Raw genomic sequence first — 22198 nt, forward strand, 5'->3', positions numbered from 1 at the left:
CAAGTCAATGTTGCACGACATACACTTTCCCCTATACTTCATCGAAAGGAAAACCATGACCACCTCCCGTTTGCTTGCCGTCACGCTGGGTCTCGCTTTGCACCTGGGCGCCCACGCCGCCGACTTTACCGTCACCAGCACCGACATCGCGCCGGGCCAGACCCTGGCGCCGGCGCAAGTATTCCAAGGCTTCGGCTGCACGGGCGGCAACCTGTCGCCGCAATTGTCATGGCACGGCGCGCCAGCCGGCACCAAAAGCTACGCCGTCACCCTGTACGACCCGGACGCGCCCACGGGCAGCGGCTGGTGGCACTGGAGCGTGTTCAATGTGCCTGCCAGCACCACGTCCTTGCCAGGCGGCGCCACGGCCAGCACCCTGCCGGCGGGCGCCATACAAGGACGCAACGATTACGGCGACAGCGCCTACGGCGGCGCCTGCCCGCCACCGGGCGACAAGGCGCACCGTTACCAGATCACCGTGTGGGCATTGAGCGTGGACAAGTTGCCGCTGGACCAGCACGCCAGCGGCGCCATGCTCGGCTACATGCTCAACGCCAACGCGCTGGGCAAGGCGCAGCTGACGGGACTGTATGGCCGATGAGATCGACGCGGTGGCCCTGAGCGAGCTGCGCATCGCCCACGGCACCATCGAGGCGCGCCGCGCACAAACCCTGCGCCGCGTGCTCGTCTTCCAGAGCGCCCTGTGCCGCGTGCGGCAGGGAACGAAGCTGCTGGAATGGGGCGCTCGCCAGGCCCGCGCCGGCACGCACGACGTGGTGCTGATGCCGGCAGGACAGGAACTGGGCGTGGCCAACCTGCCCGGCGCGCAAGGCTACCGGGCCGAAGTGCTGAGCTTTTCACCGGCCCTGATCGCCCGTTTCCGCGCGCGCCATGGCAGCCTCGTCGATACCCAACTGCGCCAGGCGGCCACGGCCAGCCTGTGCGTGCCGCTCGATAGCCACGCGGCGCAGGCCTGGGACCAGCTGATGGCCAGCCTGGCGGGTAGCGCACCGCCCGCGCTGCTGGCGCACCAGGCGGAAGGCTTGCTGCTGGCCCTGGCCTTGGGCGGCCATTGCGGCCCGCTGTTGCTGGACCGCCGCGATCCGCTGGCTGCGCGCGTGCAGCAAGTGCTGCTGCTGGACCCGGGCGCCGACTGGAGCGTGGCCAAAGTCGCCAGCCATCTGCACTTGGGCGCGTCCACCCTGCGCCGCCAACTGGCCCTGGAACAACGCCACTTCCGCGCCATTCTCGAAGACGTACGGCTAGGACTGGCCTTGCAGGAATTGCAATCTGGCATCTTACCCATCGGCGACATCGCGGCCGCCTGCGGCTATGCCTCGCCATCGCGCTTCGCGGCCCGTTTCCGCCAGCACTACGGCCTGTCGCCGCGCGCACTGCGCGCCACCCTGTAAGGTCCTCTCACCGCAATCGAATTGCAACAAGCGCTGACAACGGGGCGATTTTCTTGCTACTATGCGCCCATGTCTTCCCGCCAGCCCACCCGCAAGCTTGCTCATCACGGTGCCGCCGCCCTCGCGCGCACGGCGTGGCGGCTGTGCGTGGCGCTGTTCAGTGCGCTGGCCCTCGTGTTCCTGCTGTCGACGGCCGCCTCGCACCTGCACAAGACCACCTTTGATGCGGAAGAGTGCGCGCTGTGCGCCACGGCCATCGACAAGGTGGCCGACATTGCCGTGCCGCCGGCCATCGCCGAGCCGCCCGCCCAGTTATTGCCGTACCGCTTGCTGGCCATCGCGCCCGCCACCCTGGCGCCCGTCGCCGCCCTGATCCTGCCGCCCGTGCGCGGCCCGCCCGCCGCCTCACTGTAGTTCCCACGCTGTTTTTCCTTTTTCAGGCTGCCCCTAGTCGCGCGTTCATACGCGCCGGGCCGCCTGGCGTTGACTATTTTGAGGTTCATCATGCAACACACTCCCCGTCTGAGCGCGCTGTCGCTCGCCCTTGCCAGCCTGTTTACCGTTTCCGCCCACGCCGCCGAGCCTGCCGAGGCCAATACCGATGCTGCCCCGCAAGACATGCAAAAGGTCGAAGTCACCTCTGCCCACCTGAAAAGCGCGCGCATCGAGCTGTCGCCGAAAGTCGGCACCACCATCTACAGCATCGACAGCCATATGGTCGACATGCTGGGCCAGGGCGACAACACGCCATTCAATGAAGTGCTGCTGCGCCTGCCGGGCGTGTCGCAGGATTCGAAAGGTTCGGGCGCCCTGCACGTGCGCGACGACCATGCGAACGTGCAATACCGCATCAATGGCGTGCAACTGCCGGAAAGCATCACCGGCTTTGGCCAGTCGATCGACACGCGCTTGATCGACAAGACGGATTTCATGACGGGCGCCTTGCCGGCCCAGTTCGGCCTGCGCACGGCAGGTATTGTCGATATTGAAACGAAAGAGGGCGGCATGACGCCGGGCGGGCGCATCGGCATCATGGTCGGCAGCCACGATCACGTGGAGCCGAGTGCTGAATTTTTCGGCAGCGTCGGCAAGTTCAATTACTACCTGTCCGGCAGCTACCTCGGTAACTCCCTGGGCGTGGAAAACCCGCAAGACACGCGCAGCGCCCTGCACGACAAGACGCGCCAGAACAAATCGTTCGGCAGCCTGTCATATTTCCTCGATGACAATACGCGCCTGGGCGCCATGTTCGGCACGTATAACGGCCGCTTCCATATCCCGAACAACCCGAACCAGGCGCCGGCCTTCTCGCTCGATGGCCACAGCGATGCGCAGGCGGGCACGACCACGTTGCCGTCGTCGCAGCTCGATGAAAACCAGCGCGAAGTGAACCGCTTCCTCGTGCTGTCGCTGCAAAAAAGCCTGGGCGACGTCAATTACCAGGTGTCGGCCTTCCACCAGTATTCGGAGCTGCACTTCACGCCGGACTCCATCGGCGACCTGATCTACAACGGCGTGGCTTCGGACTCGCGCCGCGCGAACAGCGCTTCCGGTGCCCAGTTCGACATCAGCTACAAATTGCACCAGGACCACACCGTGCGCGCGGGTCTGGCCTACACGCGCCAGAAAACGACGAGCGACAACACGGTGGCCGTCTTTCCGGCAATCGACGGCGCGCAAACGTCCACCACACCGATCACGGTACTGGACAACAGCGGCAAGACGGGCACCCTGGCCAGTTTCTACCTGCAGGACGAGTGGCATATCAGCAAGCCTTTGACACTGAACTATGGCGCCCGCTTCGACAAGGTCTCGGCCTACACGAGCGAACAGCAATGGAGTCCGCGCGTCAACCTGGCGTATCAGCTGGCGCCGGGCACGGCCCTGCACGCCGGCTATTCGCGCTACTTCACGCCGCCGCCGCAGGAACTGGCGGCGCAGGGCAGTATCGACCTGTATGCGAACACGACAAATGCGCCGGAAATCGGCCAGTCGGACAACGTCAAGGCCGAACGCACGCATTACTACGATGTGGGCATCAGCCACCAGGTCAATTCGAAACTGACCGTGACGGCCGATGTGTACTATAAAAAGATCAACAACCTGCTCGACGAAGGCCAGTTCGGCCAGGCATTGATTTTGACGCCATTCAACTATGCGGATGGCTACGCCAAGGGCCTGGAGTTATCGGCCATCTACAGCGAGAAAAACTGGGGCCTGTTCCTCAACGCCAGCACGCAAAAGGCGCAGGGGCGCAACATCAATTCGGGCCAGGCCCTGTTTGGCGCCGATGAGTTGAACTACATCAGCCAACACTATGTCTACCTCGATCATGACCAGAAATACACCTTGTCGGGTGGTGGACATTATCACTTTGGCGATTCGCAAGTAAGCGCTGACTTCCTCTACGGCAGCGGCCTGCGCATGACCCCGGACGGTGGCGCGCCGAATTCCGGCCATTTGCCAAGTTACTTCACCGTCAACACGGCGCTCACGCATACGTGGAAGAACACGCCGGTGGGCAAGGTGGAAGGACGTTTGGCCCTGATCAACCTGTTCGACAAATCGTATCTGCTGCGCGACGGTTCCGGCGTGGGCGTGGGAGCGCCGCAGTACGGCGCCCGCCGCAGTTTCTACGCAGGCCTCTCAACCAGCTTTTAACCGTTACGCGCGAAGACAGCGGCAGGGAGCAACGCCTGCCGCTGTCGGTTGCCGTCAACTAAGGAGTTATCCCCAGGCGATGCCTTCCTGGCCATGCGCCTGCAAATACGCATTCGCCTGGCTGAACGGCTTGCTGCCAAAGAAACCTTTGCTGGCCGACAATGGCGAGGGATGCGGCGCCGCCAGCACCAGGTGTTTGCCGGGATCGATCAGGGTGCGCTTGGCTTGCGCATAGCCGCCCCACAGGATGAACACGAGATTGTCCCGCTCGGCGGACAGGTAGCGGATGGCGCTGTCCGTCAATTTCTCCCACCCTTTGCCCGCGTGCGAACCGGCCGCCCCCGCGCGCACCGTCAGCACGCTGTTGAGCAGGAATACGCCTTGCTCGGCCCAGTCAGACAAATCCGTGCGCGTGCGCGCCACGCCCACGTCGCTGTGCAATTCCTTGAAGATATTTTGCAGGCTAGGCTGCGGCGGCGTGCCATCGGGAATCGAGAAGCACAGCCCCATGGCCGCACCGGGCGTGTGATACGGATCTTGCCCCAGGATCACGACCTTGACTTGCTCGAACGGCGTCAGGTCGAACGCGCGGAAGATCGTTTTACCCGGCGGAAAACACGGCCCCGCCGCATACTCTTGCTTCACGAAGGCGGCCAGGCGTTCCCAGTAGGGCTGGGCAAACTCGCCCTCCAGCCGCGCCTTCCACGATGCGTCGATGCGTACGTCCATGCGTCACCTCATAGCTTATCCGTCAACCATGCTTTTTCAGCATGCCAGTATAGGACGCTCAGCCGCATGAGGTGGGTACGATACGAACAGGCAAAAAAAAACCGCCCGGCTAAAGCGAACGGTTTTTGATACAGCACAAGGTGCTTAGAAATTCAGCGCCGATTCCACGCCGGCGCTGTGCGCCTGTTCATCCGCGTGGTACGAGCTGCGCACCATGGCGCCGACGGCGGCGTGGGTGAAGCCCATCTTGTACGCTTCTTCCTCAAACATTTTGAAGACGTCCGGGTGCACATAGCGGCGCACGGGCAAGTGGCTGTTCGACGGCGCCAGGTATTGGCCGATGGTCAGCATGTCGATGTCGTGCTCGCGCATATCGCGCATGACTTGCAGGATTTCCTCGTCCGTTTCACCCAGGCCCACCATGATGCCGGACTTGGTTTTCACGTCCGGATACATGGCCTTGAAATCTTTCAGCAGCTTCAGCGAGTGCATGTAATCGGAACCTGGGCGCGCTTCCTTGTACAGGCGCGGCGCCGTTTCCAGGTTGTGGTTCATGACGTCAGGCAAGCCATCCTTGAACAACAGCAACGCTTTTTCCAGGCGGCCGCGGAAGTCCGGTACCAGCACTTCGATGCGGGTATTCGGCGACAGGGCGCGCGTTTGCTGGATGCACTCGACGAAATGGCCGGCGCCGCCGTCGCGCAAGTCATCGCGGTCGACGGAGGTGATGACGACGTAGTTCAAACGCAGCTTGGCGATGGTTTTCGACAAGTTGGCCGGCTCTTCCTTGTCCAGCGGGTCCGGGCGGCCATGGCCGACGTCGCAGAACGGGCAGCGGCGCGTGCACTTGTCGCCCATGATCATGAAGGTGGCCGTGCCCTTGCCGAAGCACTCGCCGATGTTCGGGCAGCTGGCTTCCTCGCACACCGTGACGAGTTTGTTTTCGCGCAGGATGTCCTTGATTTCATAGAAACGGGTCGATGCCGACGCGGCCTTCACGCGGATCCAGTCCGGCTTTTTCAGGCGCTCGACTTGCTCGATCGGAATGATCTTGATCGGGATACGCGACGTCTTGCTGGCGCCTTTTTGCTTTTCGCTCGGGTTGTAGGCGGGAGCGGCGGGGGCGGTGCTGGAAATGGTCTCAGAAGTCATGGCTGCAAGCCCTTGAGGGGCAAAGTTTGGTTTGTTTGCTCAGGCATCCGCTGCCTGAGGCGCGCCTGCGGCGCTGTTTGCTTCGCTTACATCGAGTAATACGGTCAATTCATGGGCCAGGGCCCGCTGCACTTCGGCCAGCGGCGCCACCACGCCCATGCTGCGCATGTCCACCGTCTTCAGTCCGGAATAGCCGCAAGGGTTAATCCAGGAAAACGGCGCCAGGTCCATCGCCACGTTGAGCGATACGCCATGGTAGGTGCAGCCGTTGCCGCGCACTTTCAAGCCCAGCGCGGCGATCTTCGCACCCTTGTCTGGTCCGCCGGCAATATAGATGCCAGGCGCGCCATCGATGCGCTCGCCAGCGAGATTATACGCCGCCAGCACGTTGATGATGGCTTGCTCGATTTTATGCACGAACTGGCGCGCATACAGCTTGCCGCCCGGCTTGTTGCGGCGCAAGTCCATCAGCAGGTAAATCACCACCTGGCCAGGGCCGTGGAACGTCACTTCGCCGCCCCGGTCCGTCTGCACCACGGGAATCGCGTCCGCGCCAGCCAGCAGATGGCCGCGGTCGGCCGCCAGGCCCAACGTAAACACGGGCGGATGCTCGACGATCCACAGTTCGTCGCGCGTGTCCGTCGTGCGCGCATCGGTAAAGGTGCGCATGGCGGCAAAGGTGGGCTCGTAATCGACGCGGCCCAGCTCGCGGATCAGCGCCGTTTCGGTGCGGGTGGTGGTCATGACAGATTCTGTAATCAGCTGCCGGCGCCCTGCGGACGCTGCGGCGAAGCCGTGATTATAAGCCAGGCGGCCATTTCATTCCGGGGCGGACTCTGGCAACAGCAGCAATCTGCCCAATTTTTGTGCAGCGTGGCGTACCTGGGCCAGGCTCAAGGCCGTATAACCGAGCAGCACGGCCGGCGCCAATTTTGCGCCATGGCAAAAGTCGCCGAGCGGCTGCAGCGCCAGCCCTTCCTGCGCGGCGCGCGCGCAAAACACCCGTTCATCGCTGTCCGGCGGCAGCCACAGCACGCAATGGAAACCCGCCTGCTGTCCCGTGATCGTGTAGCGGCCGGACGCGGTCTGCTCGAGACAGACCAGCAACAGGTCGCGCCGCTCCTTGTAGGCCAGCCGCGCCTGGCGCAAATGGCGCACGAAGGCGCCTTCCTCCATCCAGGCGGCCAGCGCCAGCTGTTCCGTCACGCCCACGGAGCGGCCCGTCAACTGCACGATGCGCAGCAACTGCGGGCGCAAAGCGGGCGGCAGCACCATGAAGCCCACGCGCAGGCCGGCAAACAAGGTTTTATTAAAACTGCCACAGTAAATCACGCGCTGGTACTGGTCCAGCGCCTTCAGGGCCGCCAGCGGCGCGCTGTGGTAATTGAATTCACTGTCGTAATCGTCTTCCACCACCCAGGCGCCGTGGTCGTTCGCCCATTCCAGCAAGGCCAGGCGGCGCGTGACGGACATGGTCACGCCCAGCGGCGACTGGTGCGCCGGCGTCACGTACGCGAGGCAGGCGTCCGCGTGCGCGGCCAGGGCGGCGCAATCGATGCCCTCGGCGTCGACGGCAATGTCCACCGGCACGGCGCCGGCCAGGGCGAACAGGGCGCGCGCGGCCGGGTAGCCCGGATCTTCCAGGCAGACTTTGTCGCCATCGCGCACGATGCCGCGCGCCAGCAAGTCGATCGCGTGGCGGATGCCGGTCGTGACAACGATGTCTTGCGGGTCGCAGCGGATGCCGCGGTACTTGGCGAGGAAATCGGCGATCTGCTGGCGCAGCTGGGGCAGGCCGGCCGGCTCGGCGCTGCACAGCTGCTCCGGCGTGACGGCGGCCAGCGCCCGCGTGGCGCACTTGGACCAGGCGGCCATGGGAAACAGGCTGGCGTCGGCGCGCCGCGCAACAAACGGCAAGCCGTCGCGCACGCCCGTGTCCGATGCGGGCGCGGGCGCCACAGCCGGTGCCGCCAGGGTGGCCTCGCCAAAGCCTGCCATCAAAAAACGTTCCGGCACGACGGCGCACACGCGCGTGCCAGAGCCGGGCACGCGCGTCACATACGCTTCCGCGTGCAGGCGGTCGAACACGGTTTCGATGGTGCCGCGCGACAACTCCCACCGTTCGGCCAGGGTACGGCTGGACGGCAAACGGCTGCCGGCCGGCAGCATCTTCGTCAGGATGGCCGAGCGCAGCGCTTCATACGCGCCATCCTGCTTGTTGACGCCTTCCTTGTCGAGCCAGCTGGTCGGGCGAGGCAAGTCCAGGGCGTGCGGTGATTTTCCTCGCGGCATGATAATCGTCCAAGTGGTCCAATGAGTTTTCTGATGAGTGGCACTTCGCATTACACCACAACCATCCTACTCTCACCGTTCCGGTGCGCCAGCGGGGCGCACGCTTGTATGGATCGTATAAACAATGCAGAAACAAATCGCTGTATGGGCCTGGGGCGGCATCGTGCTGCTGCTGGTCTGCCTGTCGCGCATCAGCATCGACATCTATTTACCTTCGCTGCCGGCCATGGCCGATGCCCTGCATGCCAGCGATGCCCAGTTACAACTGACCTTGAGCCTGTTCATGGCCGGTTCGGCCGCCTCGATGCTCGCTTGCGGGCCGCTGGCCGACCGCTACGGACGCCGCCCCGTGCTGCTGGCCGGCACGGGCATTTTTGTGCTCGCCAGCATCGTCTGCACCGTGACCAGCGACGTGCACGTGCTGATCGCCGCGCGCGTGCTGCAAGCGTTCGGCGGCTGCAGCGGCACCATCATCGGCCGGGTCATGGTGCGCGACCGCTTCGATCCCGCCACGCAGGCGCGCATGCTGGGGAAAATTTCGATGGTGATGGGCTTGTCGCCTATCCTCGCGCCGCTGGCTGGCAGCGTGCTCGACGCGGCATTCGGCTGGCGCGCCGTGTTTGGCGTGCTGTGCCTGCTGGGAGCGCTGTCGCTGGGGCTGATCGTCGCGTATGTGCCGGAAACCAGGCCGGCCAGCGTCGTACCACAAGGACATACCCTGGCCCTGTACCGCCGCCTGCTGGGCGATGCGTATTTCCTGCGCTATGCGCTGGCCATCGGCTGCGTGTATTGCACGTATTTCCCGTTCATCGCGGAATCGTCCGTGCTGTTGCAAAGGGGCATGCATCTGTCGCCGCACGCATATGCGCTGGTGTTCGCGCTGACGGTCAGCGGCTATATCGCGGGCTCGAGCCTGTTCCGCGCCCTGGGACCGCGCCTGGGCGCCGATTACATGCTGGGCCTGGCGGTGCTGATCAATGTGGCGGGCGCGGCCAGCCTGTTGCTGGCGGGTACGTTGGCGCCGCGGCAAGTGGCATCGCTGGTGGCGCCCATGCTGCTGGTGATGGTGTCGGTGGGCATGGCCATTCCCGCCTGCCAGCTGGCCGTGCTGCAGCCGTATGGCGACCAGGCGGGCAGCGCCTCGGGCCTGTTCTTCTTCGTGCAGATGCTCATCACGGCCGTTTGCGGCGCCGTCATCGCCGCCATCACGGACGGCAGCGAAAAGCCGCTGCTGTGGGTGACGGCGGCGGCCAGCGCGGCCTTTGCCCTCGTGTGGCGTCTGACTAAATCGGCTGCGGCACCTGGGCCAGCCACTGCTGTACGGCAGGGCGCTGCCACTGGGCCAGCGCATAGTCGCGCAGGGCAGGGGGTACGGGCTCGCCGCTCTTGATCAAACGCAACAGCATCAGGGCCAGGTCCGTGTCGGCGATGCTCCAGGCGCCAGCCAGGTAGTCACCGTGCACAAGTTCGCCCGCGATCTGCAGCAGCTTCGCGGCGGCGGCCTGCGCCGCCGGCGACAGCGGCGCATGGTCCGCGCGGGGCGGGTGGAACACGACGGTGGAATCGCGCTCGCTGCGCAGCGCCAGCAGATCGCTGCGCAGCCACGCCTGCACCTGCCGCGCCCGTGCCCGTTGGCGTACGTCGCGCGGCAGCACCGATGGATAGTCGGGCGCGGCAAAGACGTCGTCGAGATAGTCGGCGATCGCGTTTGATTCCGTCAGGACAAAGCCGGCATGCTCGATGGCGGGCACGCGCTGCGTCAGGCTCAGAGTGCTGAACGGCGGCTGGCGCGCCGCGCCCGCGTCCAGGTCGACGTCCTGCACGGTGAAGGAAACCCGCTTTTCGCTCAGAGCGACAAAGGCGGACAGGGCGTACGGGCTGATGCGGTTGCGGTCGACATACAAAATGAGGGACATGGCGGATTCCTGTGGATAAGTGAACAGGATTCATCATAAAGCGCCGTGTGAAGCTAACAAAACGAGTTATATTCGTTGTTGTTGTTACTTTTATTCACATCAAACGCCATGTCCAGACTGCCTAATTTTTCAGCATTGCGCGCCTTCGAGGCGGCCGCCCGCCACGGCAATTTTTCGCGCGCGGCCGAGGAACTGCACCTGACGCACGGCGCCATCAGCCACCAGGTGCGCAAGCTGGAAGAAGAGCTGGGCTTGCTGCTGTTCCAGCGCAACGGCCGCCACGTGACGGTCACGCCGCAGGGACGGCAATTTGCGCTGGTGCTGGGCAAGGCTTTTACGGAGATCGCCACGGCGGCGCAAGCGCTGCGGCCCGCGCCCGCCAATACGCGGCTGACGATCACGGCGATTCCCTCATTTGCGGCGCGCTGGCTGGCGCCGCGCCTCGGGCATTTCATCGAACGCCATCCCGGCATCGAAGTGGTGCTGCAAACGAGCGGGGCCTTGCAGGACCTGGAAGGCGAGGGTATCGACGTGGGCATCCGCTTCGGGCGCGGCCATTATCCGGGCTTGCTGGTGCAGCCGCTGATGGGCGACGTGTATTACCCCGTCTGCAGTCCCCATTACCGGGGCGGCAACTTGCCGGCCACGCCGGGCGAACTGGCGCACGCGACCTTGCTGCGCTCGCTCGAACCGTGGCGGCCGTGGCTGCAAGCGGCCGGCTTGCCATTGGCCGAGCCCGTGGGCGGGGTACTGTACGAGGATTTGTCGATGCTGATACGCTCGGCCATCGATGGCGACGGCGTGGCGCTGGTGCGCCATGTGGTGGCGCTGCAGGAGGTGGCGGCGGGGCGGCTGGTGCGTCTGTTCGACATGGCCGTGCCCTGCGCCGATTCGTATTACCTGGTCAGCCCGCCCGCTGCGGCGCAGCGCGAGCCCGTGCGCGCCTTCCGTGCCTGGCTGGGCGAAGAAATCGCCGCCTTCCAGGCACGCGAAGCGCCCACCTTGCTTACATGACGATCTTGACCATCGGGTGGCCCGACAGCGCCGTGTACAGGGCGTCGAGCTGCTCGCGGCTGATGGCGCGCACGGTGACGGTCAGGCCCGTGTAATTGCCCTTGCCCGATGGGCGCTCTTCCATGCGGCCCGCGTGGAAGGTCGGATCGTGGCTGATGACCAGCTCGAGCATGGTCGGCGCGAAGTCGACATGCGTCGGGCCCATGATCTTGATGGGAAAATCGCTCGGGTATTCGATCAGCGATTCGCTGGGAGGAATCGTCACTTCGGTCGGTGGGGTCGTTTGCATGGGAAATCCAATCAGTGCCGGTCAGAACAGGCAGCGCTTATCGCGCGGCGGCTGCATAAAAGCGTATTGTAGCCAACTTTGAGGGCGGCTGCGCCAGCCGCCATGGCGCAGACAGCAAGGCAAAAAAAAAGCCAGCTGGGTAAGCTGGCGGAAAACTATTTCGTTTGGACAAAATAGCCGGAAAAGCGATGCTGTCACTTGGAGGATAAGCAGTGGTCGTACTGTAGACAAACGACGGCGGCTTTACCCCCGGTATGTGACGAACTGCGCATTTCGCGGCTTGAACGTCGATACGGCGCGACAGGCGGCGCGGCCGTCAGCGCTCCACTTCCTGCATCCGGCCATTGCGGCCGGGACCGCCGCGCTCGTTGTTACGCTCATGGTTGCGCTCACGCGGCGGATTGGGGCGCTCGGCACCGCGCACCTCCTGGGACGGACGGGCGGCCGGGGCAGGGATCGGCGGCGGCGCAGGCCGCGGCTGGGCCACGGGCGGCGGGGCAGGCAAGGACGGCGGCGGCGCCGTCTGCAACGCTTCGCGGCGGGGGCCACGCTCGGCGCGGTGCCAGTCGGCGCGGGGCCGCTCCTCGCCACGCCACCCGGGGCGGGCCACATGATCTTGCACGGGCGGCAAGGCCGGCATCGCCGGCATCAAGGGCTGTTGCGGCACCGGCGGCTGGGCCGGCACGGGCGGCCGGTTCGGCTGCATGGGACGCGGTGCCATGTGCGTCTGGCCATCGTCCGTCTGCAAGCGGCCGGGACGGTTGACCCAGTCGCGCCGGGGTTCCCTCGGCTCGGCGGAACGCTGCCAGTTGCCAGCCGGCGCAGGCGCCGTGCTCAACGGCAAGCTTTGCATGACGGGCGGCGGCATGGTGGTGCGGTTGCGGCGCGGCACGTCGACCGTCCGCGAGCCGCCAAAACGCTCGCCGGGCAGCATCGTCATGCCTTCGCGCCGTTCGCGCTCGCCCGCCACGGGGCGGCGCCCCTCGGCCATCCGGTTGATGCGGCGCTCATACTCGGCGCTGGCGCGGTAGCCGGGCACGTAGCGCTCGTGCGGCGACAAAGGAAACCAGCCGACGCCGGGGCGCTGGCCATGCTGTGGTCCGTTATGTGGTCCATGATTACCGCCGACCCAGCCCACCAGCGCCGGCGCCCAGGGCACGCGGCCACGTTCGCGGCCCGGCGCCCAGCCCCAGCGGTGGCCCAGCAGCACCCAGCGGCCGTAGTGCGAGGGCGCATAACCCCACGGCGCATTGTCGACCCAGGTCCAGCCCCACGGCGCGATCCACGTCCAGCGCCCGTCGCTGTACGGCGCCCAGCCGGCCGGCACCGCGCTGGGCAGCCACAAGGGGCCGTATTCCGCGTCTTCCTGCCAGGCGCCGTAGCGGTCCAGCTCTTCATAGCCGGTCGTATCGTCCGTGACATAGCGCAAGGCCGGCGCGGCGGCAGGCAAGGCTTCGGGCCAGTTGTCGAAGGCGATCCGCTGCAAGGCGCCCGTGCGCAGCTCCTCGTCCGTCAGCTCGGCGCGCTTGCCTGCCCGCAAGGTGACGCTGCCCGTCGCGCCATCCACGTCGGCCGCACCGTCGAGTACGCTGACGACGCTGGCGCCGGGCTGGCGCCCCGCCTCGATACGCACCCAGCCCGGCTGGGTCAGGATCACGCGGGCCTGGGCTGTGGTCAGCTCGAAACCGCGCAGCGCGTCGGGATTGCGCACGCGCACGCTGACCGTGCCATAGCTGAGGTGCAATTTGAAACTGTCGTCATCGAGCTCGCTCACTTCCAGCTCGGAATCGCCATCGAGGCGCACGGCGGCCGCGCCCACGCGAAACTCGGCCAGCGCGCCGCGCATCGTGCTCAAACGGTTATCCGTCGTGACGGGCCAGTTCAGCAGGGCGTTTTGCGCATCGCCATCGCCGGCGCGCACCAGCACCTGCCCTTCGACGGTGGAAATACGCCCCACGCGGGCGGGCGGATCCTCGGCCAAGGCCAGGGAGCATGCCGACGACAGCAGCACGGCGCACACGGTGTTGAGCAGAGGGAAAGACAGGATAGGACGCATGGCAGCGCTCCAGGCAGGACTTACAAGGACAACATGCTCCGATTACATCCGCATCAGGCGGACATCGCAAGCGGGCTTACAAATGTTTGCATATTGACTTCGTTCAGGATGCCGTCTGGCCACCGCGCTTGACGAAGAACAGGGCCGCGCCGACAGCCATCAGCAAGCCGCCAAAGAAGCGGTTCTGCTTTTTCACGGCCTTGGCATCGCGGAAAAAACGCTGCATTGACGAGGCGAGGAAGGCATAGCTGTGCATGACGATCTGATCGATCGTGCACATGGTGACGGCCAGGATCAGCAGTTGCGGCAGCAAGGGCGCAGCAGGGCTGATGAATTGCGGCAACACCGCCACCATGAAGATGATGCCCTTCGGATTCGTCACGTTCGTCAAAAAACCCGTCAGCACGCGCCGGCGCCAGGACGGCACCACGGCGTCGGCATGCAGGTCGCCGGCCACCGCCACCTTGGCGCGCCACTGCGACAGGCCCAGGTAGATCAGGTACAGGGCGCCCACCGTCTTGACGATATTGAACGCCACTTCGGAGGCCAGCAGCAGGGAGCCCACGCCGGCGCCAGCGATACCGAGCACCACCAGCAGCCCCAGCTGCAGGCCGAGAATCGTCGCGCTGGCCTTTTTCACCCCGTACGACAGGCCGTGCGACATCGACAGCACGGCGCCCGAGCCGGGTGAGACGGCGATGATGGAGGCGGCGATGACAAAGGTGATCCAGGTAGCAAATGGCATGCGGTTTCCAAAAAATGGTGGAGATCAACAATTTTAACCCGCTCAGTGCGGCCTTGCCGGCCCGCCCTGAGGTAAGATCGCTGTCATGCCTTACCTGGGCCATCCCTTGCCGTACAACCAAGAATAACATCATGAAAAACAACACTTTCCTCGCTCCCCGATTCCCTGTCACCAAAGCGGGAGCGCGCTGAGATGGCCGGCTCCAGCCTGTTGGCCCTGCTCGACGACATCGCCAGCATCCTCGATGACGTTTCCCTGATGACCAAGGTGGCCGCCAAGAAGACGGCCGGCGTGCTCGGTGACGACCTGGCCCTGAACGCGCAGCAAGTGGCCGGCGTGCGCGCCGAACGCGAATTGCCGGTGGTCTGGGCCGTCGCCGTCGGTTCGCTGAAGAACAAGGCCATCCTCGTGCCCGCCGCGCTGGCCATCAGCGCGTTTGCGCCGTGGGCCATCACGCCGCTCTTGATGGTGGGCGGCGCCTACCTGTGCTTCGAGGGTTTTGAGAAGATCGCGCATAAATACCTGCACCCGGACGACAGCCACAAGGCCGAGCTTGCCCAGGCGCTGCGCGACCCGCAGGTCGACCTCGTCGCCTTGGAGAAAGACAAGATCAAGGGCGCCATCCGCACCGATTTCATCTTATCGGCGGAAATCATCGTCATCGCGCTGGGCACGGTGGCCGCGGCCACTTTCGCCGAACAGGTGGCCGTCGTCGTCGGCATCGCCCTCATCATGACGGTGGGCGTGTACGGCCTGGTGGCCGGCATCGTCAAGCTCGATGACGCCGGCTTTTACCTGGCAGCGCGCAAGGGCGCGGGCGCGCTGATGGACGGCGTGCGCGGCTTTGGCCGCATGCTCGTGTCGGCGGCGCCGAAACTGATGAAATTTCTCTCCGTCGTCGGCACCCTGGCCATGTTCATGGTCGGCGGCGGCATTCTGACGCACGGCTGGCCCTGGGCCAGCGGCATGCTGCACCACGCGGAAGAAGCCGTCGGCGGCGTGGCCGGCATCGGCCCCGTGCTGGCAGCCGTCACGCCCAGCCTGATCAACGCGGTAGCCGGCCTCATCGCCGGTGGCCTGGTGCTGGCCGGCGTCACGGCCGTGTCGGCTTTGTTGCGCATGGTCAAGCCAAGCAAATAGGCTTTCTGGTCTGATGGGGCGGCAGGCGCATCCGTGCCTGCCGCCCCGGCCATGCCGGCGGCGCCGTCCGTCCATGGAGACCCTATGCAGACTTCCCCCATCCAACGCCCCAGTAGCGCCTTTATCGGCGCCTCCTGGGCGGCATTGCTGATCGGCGTCATCACCTATCTGTCCGGCCTGTGGAACACCAGCATGGCGCTCAACGAGAAGGGCTATTACTTCACGATCCTCATGTACGGCCTGTTCGCCGCCATCTCGCTGCAAAAATCCGTGCGCGACCGCGCCGAAGGCATCGCCGTGACGGGCATCTATTTCGGCCTGTGCTGGATTTCCGTCCTGCTGGCCTTGCTGCTGCTGACGGTCGGCCTGTGGAACGCCACCCTGCAGAACAGCGAGAAGGGTTTCTATGCGATGGCATTCCTGCTCAGCCTGTTTGCCGCCGTGGCCGTGCAAAAGAATGTGCGCGACGTGGCGCGCGCCTCGGCCGCGACGCCCGCCGAGATACCGGGAACTTAAACACCAGCCGCGTATCTATCCTTGTATCCATCTCAGGAGAGGACGATGAGCGACCAGCAAAAACGTTTGCAGATGGCGCTGGAGGCGGCGCACATGGCGATCTGGGATTCGCGCCTCATCGACGGCCAGGTCATCGACGGCACGGTCAGCTGGTCGGCCAAGGGGGCTGCCTTGCTGGGCCTGGAAGAGCGGGCCCTGACACAGCCATTTCGCACCTTTCTCGGCTTCGTCCATGTGGATGACCAGGGCCCGCTGCTCGAGGTGATGCAGGAAGCCGTGCGCCAGCGCGACGGCTACGCCCTGCAATACCGCGTCGTCTGGCCCGATGGCAGCGAACGCTGGCTGGCGGCCAAGGCGCAAGTGTTCACGGATGCGGATGGCCAGCCCGACCGCACCCTGGGCATCATCTGGGATATCACCGAGCACATGCTGCGCGAACTGCTGATCGCCGAGCGCAAGGAACTGGCCGAAGTGACACTCAGCTCCATCGGCGACGGCGTCATCACCACCGATCCGTTCGGCAAGACCCGCTACCTGAACCGGGTGGCCGAGCAATTGACGGGCTGGAGCAACGAACTGGCACGCGGCATGGATATCAGCCAGACCTTGCCGCTGGTCGACGAACGCACGGGCGAAGCGCTCGAACACGTGGCATACAAATGCCTGCAGCAGCGCCAGGCCATCGGCATTTCAGCGCATTCGCAGCTGGTCACGCGCGATGGACGGCACATCGCCGTGGAAGACTCGGCCGCGCCGATCTGGTCGCGCGACGGCGACATCCTCGGCGCCGTCGTCGTGTTCCGCGACGTCAGCCATGAGCGCAAGCTGAGCCAGCAACTGTCGTGGCACGCCACGCACGATACCCTGACGGGCCTGATCAACCGGCGCGAATTCGAACACCTGGTTGCCGGCGCCCTGCACACGGCCAAGCAGGATGGCCACGTGCATGCGCTGCTGTACCTGGACCTGGACCAGTTCAAGGTCATCAACGATACCTGCGGCCATGGCGCCGGCGACGTGCTGCTGCAGCTGCTGGCGAAAATGCTGCAGGCACAAATGCGCGACAGCGACATCCTCGCGCGCCTGGGCGGCGACGAACTGGGCGTGCTGTTGCCGCACTGTCCGCTCGACCATGCACGCCAGATCGGCGAACAGCTGCGCCAGTCCATCCGCGATTTCCGTTTCGCCTGGGATAGCCGCAGTTTTGAGCTGGGCGTGAGCATCGGCATGGTCGAAATCAGCCAGGACAGCAAGTCCATGAGCGAGCTGCTGAGCGCCGCCGACCAGGCCTGCTACCTGGCCAAGGAGCAGGGCCGCAACCGCATCCATGTCTACCAGGAGTCCGACGTCATGCTGGCCCAGCGGCACGGCGAAATGCTGTGGATTTCGCGCCTGAACGAAGCGTTCGCCCACGATTATTTTCGCCTGTACGCCATGCCCATCGTGCACCTGAACGACAGCCAGGAACACCACGACGAAGTGCTGATCCGCATCCGCAACAGCCAGGGCGACCTGATCTTGCCCGGCGCCTTCATCCCCGCCGCCGAGCGCTACGACATGATGCTGTCCATCGACCGCTGGGTCATCCGTGCCGTCTGCGCGCATATCGAGAGCGTGCGCGACAGCCTGCCGCCGATCGAAGCGATGGCGGAAAGCCGGCGCCGCGCACCTGCCCTGTATTCCGTCAACCTGTCGGGCATGTCGCTGGCCGATGCCGGCTTGCACGACTACATCACCGAGCAGTTCGTGCAATTCGCCATCGCACCCGAGCAGCTCTGCTTTGAAATCACGGAAACGGCCGTCATCGCCAACCTGCCCAAGGCACAAGTGTTCATGCGCCAGCTCAAGGCCATGGGCTGCCGCTTCTCGCTCGACGACTTCGGCAGCGGTTTTTCCTCGTTCGGCTACCTGAAGGCCCTGCCCGTCGACTATCTGAAGATCGACGGCGTCTTCGTGCGCGACATCGCCAGCAACGCCATCAACCGCGCCATGGTCAAGGCCATCAATGAAGTGGGCCACGTGATGGGCTTGAAAACGGTGGCCGAATACGTGGAAGACGAAGCCACCCTGGCCGTCATCCGCGAGCTGGGCATCGACTACGCGCAAGGCTACGCCGTGGGCAGCCTGCGCCCGCTGACGGCGGGCGTGGATTAGCCACCAACGGCAACCAGTAGCTTTAAAACAATGCCGCATTGCTATTGCTAAATGCGTGCAAGCACGACCAATCTGGAGGATTTTGATCTACATCAATAAATTTGCGCAGGCGACTCCTTACACTGATCTCCATTCTTGCAATCGTGCAAGTCTTACTCACCAATTAGCTATTCAACTGATCAGGAAGCCGCGACCATGCGACAAAATTTGCCAGTGACTAACCGTGAAGTCCTCGTCCTGGACGATCAGGCCATCGTGTCGAAAACGGATATGAACGGCAATATCGTGTATGTGAATCCGTACTTCAGCCAGGTCAGCGGCTTCAGCGAGGCCGAGCTGCTCGGTTCGCCTCAGAACATCGTGCGCCACCCGGACATGCCGGCCGAAGCGTTTGCCGACCTGTGGGCCTCGGTCCAGGCCGGCACGCCGTGGACGGGCCTGGTCAAGAACCGCTGCAAGAACGGCGACTTTTACTGGGTGCGCGCCAACGTCACGCCGATCCGCGAAGCGGGCAAGACCATCGGCTACATGTCCGTGCGCGTCAAGGCTGACAAAGATCAGGTGAAAGCGGCCGAGGAAGCCTACGCGGCCATCCGCAACAAGGAAGGCGGCAACATCGTCATCAAGCACGGCCAGATCGTGCGCCCGGGCCTGGCGCACCTGCTGCACAATCTGACGCACATGTCGCTCAACCTGCGCATCTGGGCCGCCACCTCCATCGTCAACTGTCTGCAACTGCTGGTGTGCGTCATCAGCCTGTTCGCCAGCGGCGGCAAGATCACCAATTACGCCATCTTCGGCGCCACCCTGTTCGGTTTCCTGATCAACGTTTTCCTCTGGTACACCTTGCGCATGTCCGTGCTCAAGCCGCTGGGCAAGGCCCTGAACGGCGCACGGGCGATTGCCGCCGGCGACCTGTCGGGCAGTTTCGAGACGGACAGCACGGATGAAATGGGGCAATTGCTGCGCGCGCTGCAACAGATGAACAGCAACCTGATCGCCACCATCCGCGACGTGCGCATCAACGTGGAAACCATGGCCGTGGCCACCAGGCAAATCGCCGTCGGCAATATGGATTTGTCGGGCCGCACGGAATCGCAGGCGGCCAGCCTGGAAGAGACGGCTTCAAGCATCGAGGAATTCTCGTCGACCGTGAAACAGAATGCGGACAATTCCGTGCAAGCAAACGAGCTGGCCGTGGCCGCCTCGAAAGTGGCCGTGCAGGGCGGCGAGATCGTCTCCGAAGTGATCACCACCATGGACGACATCAACACTTCCTCGAAGAAAATCGTCGACATCATCGGCCTGATCGAAGGCATCGCCTTCCAGACCAACATCCTGGCCCTGAACGCGGCCGTGGAAGCGGCGCGTGCCGGCGAGCAGGGCAGGGGCTTTGCCGTCGTGGCGGGCGAAGTGCGCAACCTGGCGCAGCGCTCGTCCGTGGCGGCCAAGGACATCAAGCAATTGATTGAAATTTCCGTCGGCAAGGTGGGCGCCGGCATGCTGCAGGTGAACCGCGCCGGCGCCACCATGGAGCAGGTGGTCAGCTCCGTCAAGCAGGTGACGGCCATCATGCAGGAAATCTCGATCGCTTCGCGCGAACAGAGCATCGGCGTCGACCAGGTCAACCAGGCCATCGCCCATATGGACCAGGTGACGCAGCAGAACGCGGCCCTCGTGGAAGAAGCCGCCGCGGCCGCCACGCGCCTGGCGGAAGAAGCGGCCAGCCTGTCGCAAGCCGTGAGCCTGTTCAATTTCGGCAAGATGCCGCCACCGCGCCGCGTCGCCATGCCCAGCGGCAAGGGCGGCGCCGCGAACGCCGGCAAGCCCACCGCCATGAAACGCCTGGCCGCCTAAACCTTTCAAGACTTCATACACATCATGCCTACACTACTCAGCAGTGCTTCCGCCGACCTGGACGCCGTCGTCGAATTCGACCCGGTCATCATCGGCAAGATGAGCCAGTCCGGCCCCCGCTACACGTCCTATCCGACCGCCGACCGTTTCCATGCCGACTTTGGCTATGGCAACTTCCTCGAAGCGCTGGCCGCCCTGCGCATGCGCGGCGGCCGCCGTCCGCTGTCGCTGTACGTGCACGTGCCGTTCTGCGACACCCTGTGCTACTACTGCGCCTGCAACAAGATCATCACGAAAGACCGCAGCAAGGCCGCCACCTATCTCAGCTATCTGAAACAGGAAATCGCCATGCAGGGCAAGCTGTTTGCCGGCATGAACCAGATCGAGCAATTGCACTTCGGCGGCGGCACGCCCACCTACCTGAGCGAAAAGCAGATGGACGAACTGATGGCGCACCTGCGCCAGCATTTCGAATTCGCTTCCGATGAAGACGGCGAGTATTCGATCGAGATCGACCCGCGCACCGTGTCGCGCGAGCGCGTGTTTTCGCTGCGCGCGCAAGGTTTCAACCGCATCAGCCTGGGCGTGCAGGATTTCGACGCCGACGTGCAAAAAGCCGTCAACCGCATCCAGCCGGAAGCGGAAACGGTAGCCATCATGCAGGCGGCGCGCGACGCCGGTTTCCGCTCGATCAGCATCGACCTGATCTACGGCTTGCCGAAACAGAACCTGGAAACGATGACGGAAACGCTGCGCAAGGTGATCAACGCCAGCCCCGACCGCATCGCCCTGTACCACTACGCGCACATGCCGCATCTGTTCAAGCCGCAGCGCCGCATCCTCGACGCCGACATGCCCGACAGCGCCACCAAGCTGGCCATGCTGGGCCTGTGCATCGCGCGCCTGACGGCCGCCGGCTACGTCTACATCGGCATGGACCATTTCGCCAAGCCAACGGACGACCTGGCCGTGGCGCAGCGCCAGGGCCGCTTGCACCGCAACTTCCAGGGCTATTCCACGCGCGCGGAAGCGGACCTGATCGCCTGCGGCGTGTCGGCCATCAGCTCCGTCGGCGCCGTCTACAGCCAGAATGAAAAGACGCTCGACGCGTACTATGAAAAGCTCGACGAAGGCGTGCTGCCGATCGCGCGCGGCATCAAGCTCGACACGGACGATTTGTTGCGCCGTATCATCATCCAGATGCTGATGTGCAATTTCGAATTGTCGATCGCCAGCATCGAGCAGGCACACCCCGTGCAATTTCGCAGCTACTTTGCCAGCGAGCTGGACAAGCTGCGCGAACTGGCGCGCGACGGCTTGCTCGTCATCGAGGAAGACTGGCTGACGGTGACGCCGAAAGGGCGCTTGTTGATCCGCAATATCTGCATGGTCTTCGACCGCTACCTGACCATGGCGCGCGCCAATACGGCACCGGACGCGGTGCAGCCGCTGCGCTACTCGAAAACGGTGTAGCGCCACGCGATGAACGCCCTCAGCCTCGTGCCCATGTTCCTCGTCGGCCTGGCCGGCAGCGTGCACTGCATCGGCATGTGCGGCGGCATCGTGGGCGCGTTGTCGCTGGGCGGCGGCGCACCGGCCCCAACACGTCCCGTGATCGCCATCGCCGTGGCACGGCCGGCATTGCAGACAACCTTGCAATCGAACGTGCTGCGCGTGCTGGCCTACAACGGCGGGCGCATCGGCAGTTACATATTGGCCGGCGCCCTGGCCGGCAGCCTGGCGGGCGCGGGCATGCTGCACCTGGCGTCACTACAAGTGGCCGGCTACTGGCTGGCCAACCTGATGCTCGTCGCTTTGGGCCTGTACCTGATGGATGCCTGGCGCGGCCTGGCCCATCTGGAAGCGGCCGGCAACGTCGTCTGGCGCCGCGTGCGGCCCCTGCTGAAACCGCTGATGCCGATGGATACGCCGTTCAAGGCGCTGGCTGTGGGCGGGCTGTGGGGATGGCTGCCGTGCGGCATGGTCTACAGCGCGCTGCTGACGGCCATGATGCAGGGCTCGGCCCTGAACGGCGCGGCCACGATGGCCGCCTTCGGCCTGGGCACCCTGCCCACTTTGCTGGGCATGGGTTTGCTGGGCACGCGCTTGCGCACGCAGATGCAGCGCCGTCCCGTGCGCATCGCCAGCGGCTTGCTGGTGCTGGGCTTTGGCTTGCTGGGCCTGCTGCGCGCCGCGAATGGCGTCTCGCTGGGCTGGCTCGACGCCCTGTGCGTCACGGGCCATCCATGAAAAGACGCTTGAAAA

General features: G+C 64.6%; 20 protein-coding genes. 12 read left to right on the plus strand and 8 right to left on the minus strand.

From position 1 onward, the window contains the following. Nucleotides 1-55 precede the first annotated feature (55 nt). The 4 genes from JAB6_RS12840 to JAB6_RS12855 all read left to right on the plus strand — a co-directional run bounded on the left by JAB6_RS12840 (nt 56) and on the right by JAB6_RS12855 (nt 4073). Nucleotides 56-601 (plus strand): YbhB/YbcL family Raf kinase inhibitor-like protein, encoded by a 546-nt coding sequence (locus JAB6_RS12840; RefSeq protein WP_070303155.1) that lies wholly within the window; start codon nt 56-58, stop codon nt 599-601. Continuing rightward, nucleotides 591-1412, plus strand: a complete 822-nt coding sequence (locus JAB6_RS12845) for a helix-turn-helix transcriptional regulator (RefSeq protein ID WP_070303156.1) — start codon at nt 591-593, stop codon at nt 1410-1412. Before JAB6_RS12840 ends, JAB6_RS12845 begins: the two co-directional genes overlap by 11 nt. Nucleotides 1413-1481: 69 nt before the next feature. After that, nucleotides 1482-1826, plus strand: coding sequence for a hypothetical protein (locus tag JAB6_RS12850; protein WP_070303157.1), 345 nt, complete (start codon nt 1482-1484; stop codon nt 1824-1826). Between the two features lie 90 nt (nt 1827-1916). Continuing rightward, nucleotides 1917-4073, plus strand: coding sequence for a TonB-dependent receptor (locus JAB6_RS12855; protein ID WP_070303158.1), 2157 nt, complete (start codon nt 1917-1919; stop codon nt 4071-4073). A 66-nt stretch (nt 4074-4139) separates the two neighbouring features. On the opposite strand, the gene JAB6_RS12860 is transcribed toward JAB6_RS12855, so the two are convergent. The 4 genes from JAB6_RS12860 to JAB6_RS12875 all read right to left on the minus strand — a co-directional run bounded on the left by JAB6_RS12860 (nt 4140) and on the right by JAB6_RS12875 (nt 8246). Then, nucleotides 4140-4802, minus strand: a complete 663-nt coding sequence (locus JAB6_RS12860; RefSeq protein ID WP_070303159.1) for a uracil-DNA glycosylase — start codon at nt 4800-4802, stop codon at nt 4140-4142. 144 nt (nt 4803-4946) lie between these two features. Beyond that, nucleotides 4947-5954, minus strand: coding sequence for a lipoyl synthase (gene lipA / locus JAB6_RS12865; RefSeq protein WP_034752483.1), 1008 nt, complete (start codon nt 5952-5954; stop codon nt 4947-4949). Between the two features lie 39 nt (nt 5955-5993). Further along, nucleotides 5994-6698 (minus strand): lipoyl(octanoyl) transferase LipB, encoded by a 705-nt coding sequence (lipB, locus tag JAB6_RS12870; protein WP_034752485.1) that lies wholly within the window; start codon nt 6696-6698, stop codon nt 5994-5996. A gap of 75 nt (nt 6699-6773) precedes the next feature. Continuing rightward, nucleotides 6774-8246 (minus strand): PLP-dependent aminotransferase family protein, encoded by a 1473-nt coding sequence (locus JAB6_RS12875; protein ID WP_070303160.1) that lies wholly within the window; start codon nt 8244-8246, stop codon nt 6774-6776. 124 nt (nt 8247-8370) lie between these two features. Here JAB6_RS12875 and JAB6_RS12880 point away from each other — a divergent pair, with 124 nt between their 5' ends. Next, on the plus strand, nt 8371-9636 hold the full coding sequence (locus JAB6_RS12880; RefSeq protein ID WP_070303161.1) for a multidrug effflux MFS transporter: 1266 nt from the start codon (nt 8371-8373) through the stop codon (nt 9634-9636). Here JAB6_RS12880 and yfcF read toward each other — a convergent pair. Continuing rightward, nucleotides 9530-10162, minus strand: coding sequence for a glutathione transferase (gene yfcF, locus JAB6_RS12885; protein WP_070303162.1), 633 nt, complete (start codon nt 10160-10162; stop codon nt 9530-9532). The two genes, JAB6_RS12880 and yfcF, sit on opposite strands and share 107 nt — an antisense overlap. 108 nt (nt 10163-10270) lie before the next feature. Between yfcF and gcvA the strand changes: the two genes are divergently transcribed. Continuing rightward, complete coding sequence (gcvA, locus tag JAB6_RS12890) at nt 10271-11176, plus strand: transcriptional regulator GcvA (RefSeq protein WP_070303163.1); 906 nt, start codon at nt 10271-10273, stop codon at nt 11174-11176. On the opposite strand, the gene JAB6_RS12895 is transcribed toward gcvA, so the two are convergent. From JAB6_RS12895 to JAB6_RS12905, 3 genes are all read right to left on the minus strand, one after another. Then, nucleotides 11169-11465: a DUF493 family protein gene (locus JAB6_RS12895; protein WP_034752493.1), complete on the minus strand. Its 297-nt coding sequence runs from the start codon at nt 11463-11465 to the stop codon at nt 11169-11171. The two genes, gcvA and JAB6_RS12895, sit on opposite strands and share 8 nt — an antisense overlap. A gap of 316 nt (nt 11466-11781) precedes the next feature. Then, the gene (locus tag JAB6_RS12900; protein ID WP_070303164.1) at nt 11782-13521 is read right to left on the minus strand and encodes a DUF6600 domain-containing protein; all 1740 of its coding nucleotides are present in this window, start codon (nt 13519-13521) and stop codon (nt 11782-11784) included. Nucleotides 13522-13624: 103 nt separating this feature from the next. Then, on the minus strand, nt 13625-14266 hold the full coding sequence (locus JAB6_RS12905) for a LysE family transporter (protein WP_070303165.1): 642 nt from the start codon (nt 14264-14266) through the stop codon (nt 13625-13627). A 192-nt stretch (nt 14267-14458) separates the two neighbouring features. Here JAB6_RS12905 and JAB6_RS12910 point away from each other — a divergent pair, with 192 nt between their 5' ends. From JAB6_RS12910 to JAB6_RS12935, 6 genes are all read left to right on the plus strand, one after another. Continuing rightward, the gene (locus JAB6_RS12910; protein ID WP_034782739.1) at nt 14459-15406 is read left to right on the plus strand and encodes a DUF808 domain-containing protein; all 948 of its coding nucleotides are present in this window, start codon (nt 14459-14461) and stop codon (nt 15404-15406) included. An 84-nt stretch (nt 15407-15490) separates the two neighbouring features. Then, nucleotides 15491-15922 (plus strand): inner membrane protein YiaA, encoded by a 432-nt coding sequence (gene yiaA / locus JAB6_RS12915; protein WP_034752499.1) that lies wholly within the window; start codon nt 15491-15493, stop codon nt 15920-15922. 45 nt (nt 15923-15967) lie between these two features. Then, nucleotides 15968-18076, plus strand: coding sequence for an EAL domain-containing protein (locus JAB6_RS12920; RefSeq protein WP_070303166.1), 2109 nt, complete (start codon nt 15968-15970; stop codon nt 18074-18076). A 195-nt stretch (nt 18077-18271) separates the two neighbouring features. Further along, on the plus strand, nt 18272-19933 hold the full coding sequence (locus tag JAB6_RS12925) for a PAS domain-containing methyl-accepting chemotaxis protein (protein WP_070303167.1): 1662 nt from the start codon (nt 18272-18274) through the stop codon (nt 19931-19933). Nucleotides 19934-19957: 24 nt separating this feature from the next. After that, a complete protein-coding gene (hemN, locus tag JAB6_RS12930; RefSeq protein WP_058050068.1) occupies nt 19958-21406 on the plus strand; it encodes an oxygen-independent coproporphyrinogen III oxidase in 1449 nt (482 codons plus the stop codon). 9 nt (nt 21407-21415) lie between these two features. Continuing rightward, the gene (locus JAB6_RS12935; protein ID WP_070303168.1) at nt 21416-22183 is read left to right on the plus strand and encodes a sulfite exporter TauE/SafE family protein; all 768 of its coding nucleotides are present in this window, start codon (nt 21416-21418) and stop codon (nt 22181-22183) included. Nucleotides 22184-22198 lie beyond the last annotated feature (15 nt).

Origin of the sequence: Janthinobacterium sp. HH104, from assembly GCF_001758715.1 — a bacterium.
Taxonomy (GTDB): domain Bacteria; phylum Pseudomonadota; class Gammaproteobacteria; order Burkholderiales; family Burkholderiaceae_D; genus Janthinobacterium; species Janthinobacterium aestuarii.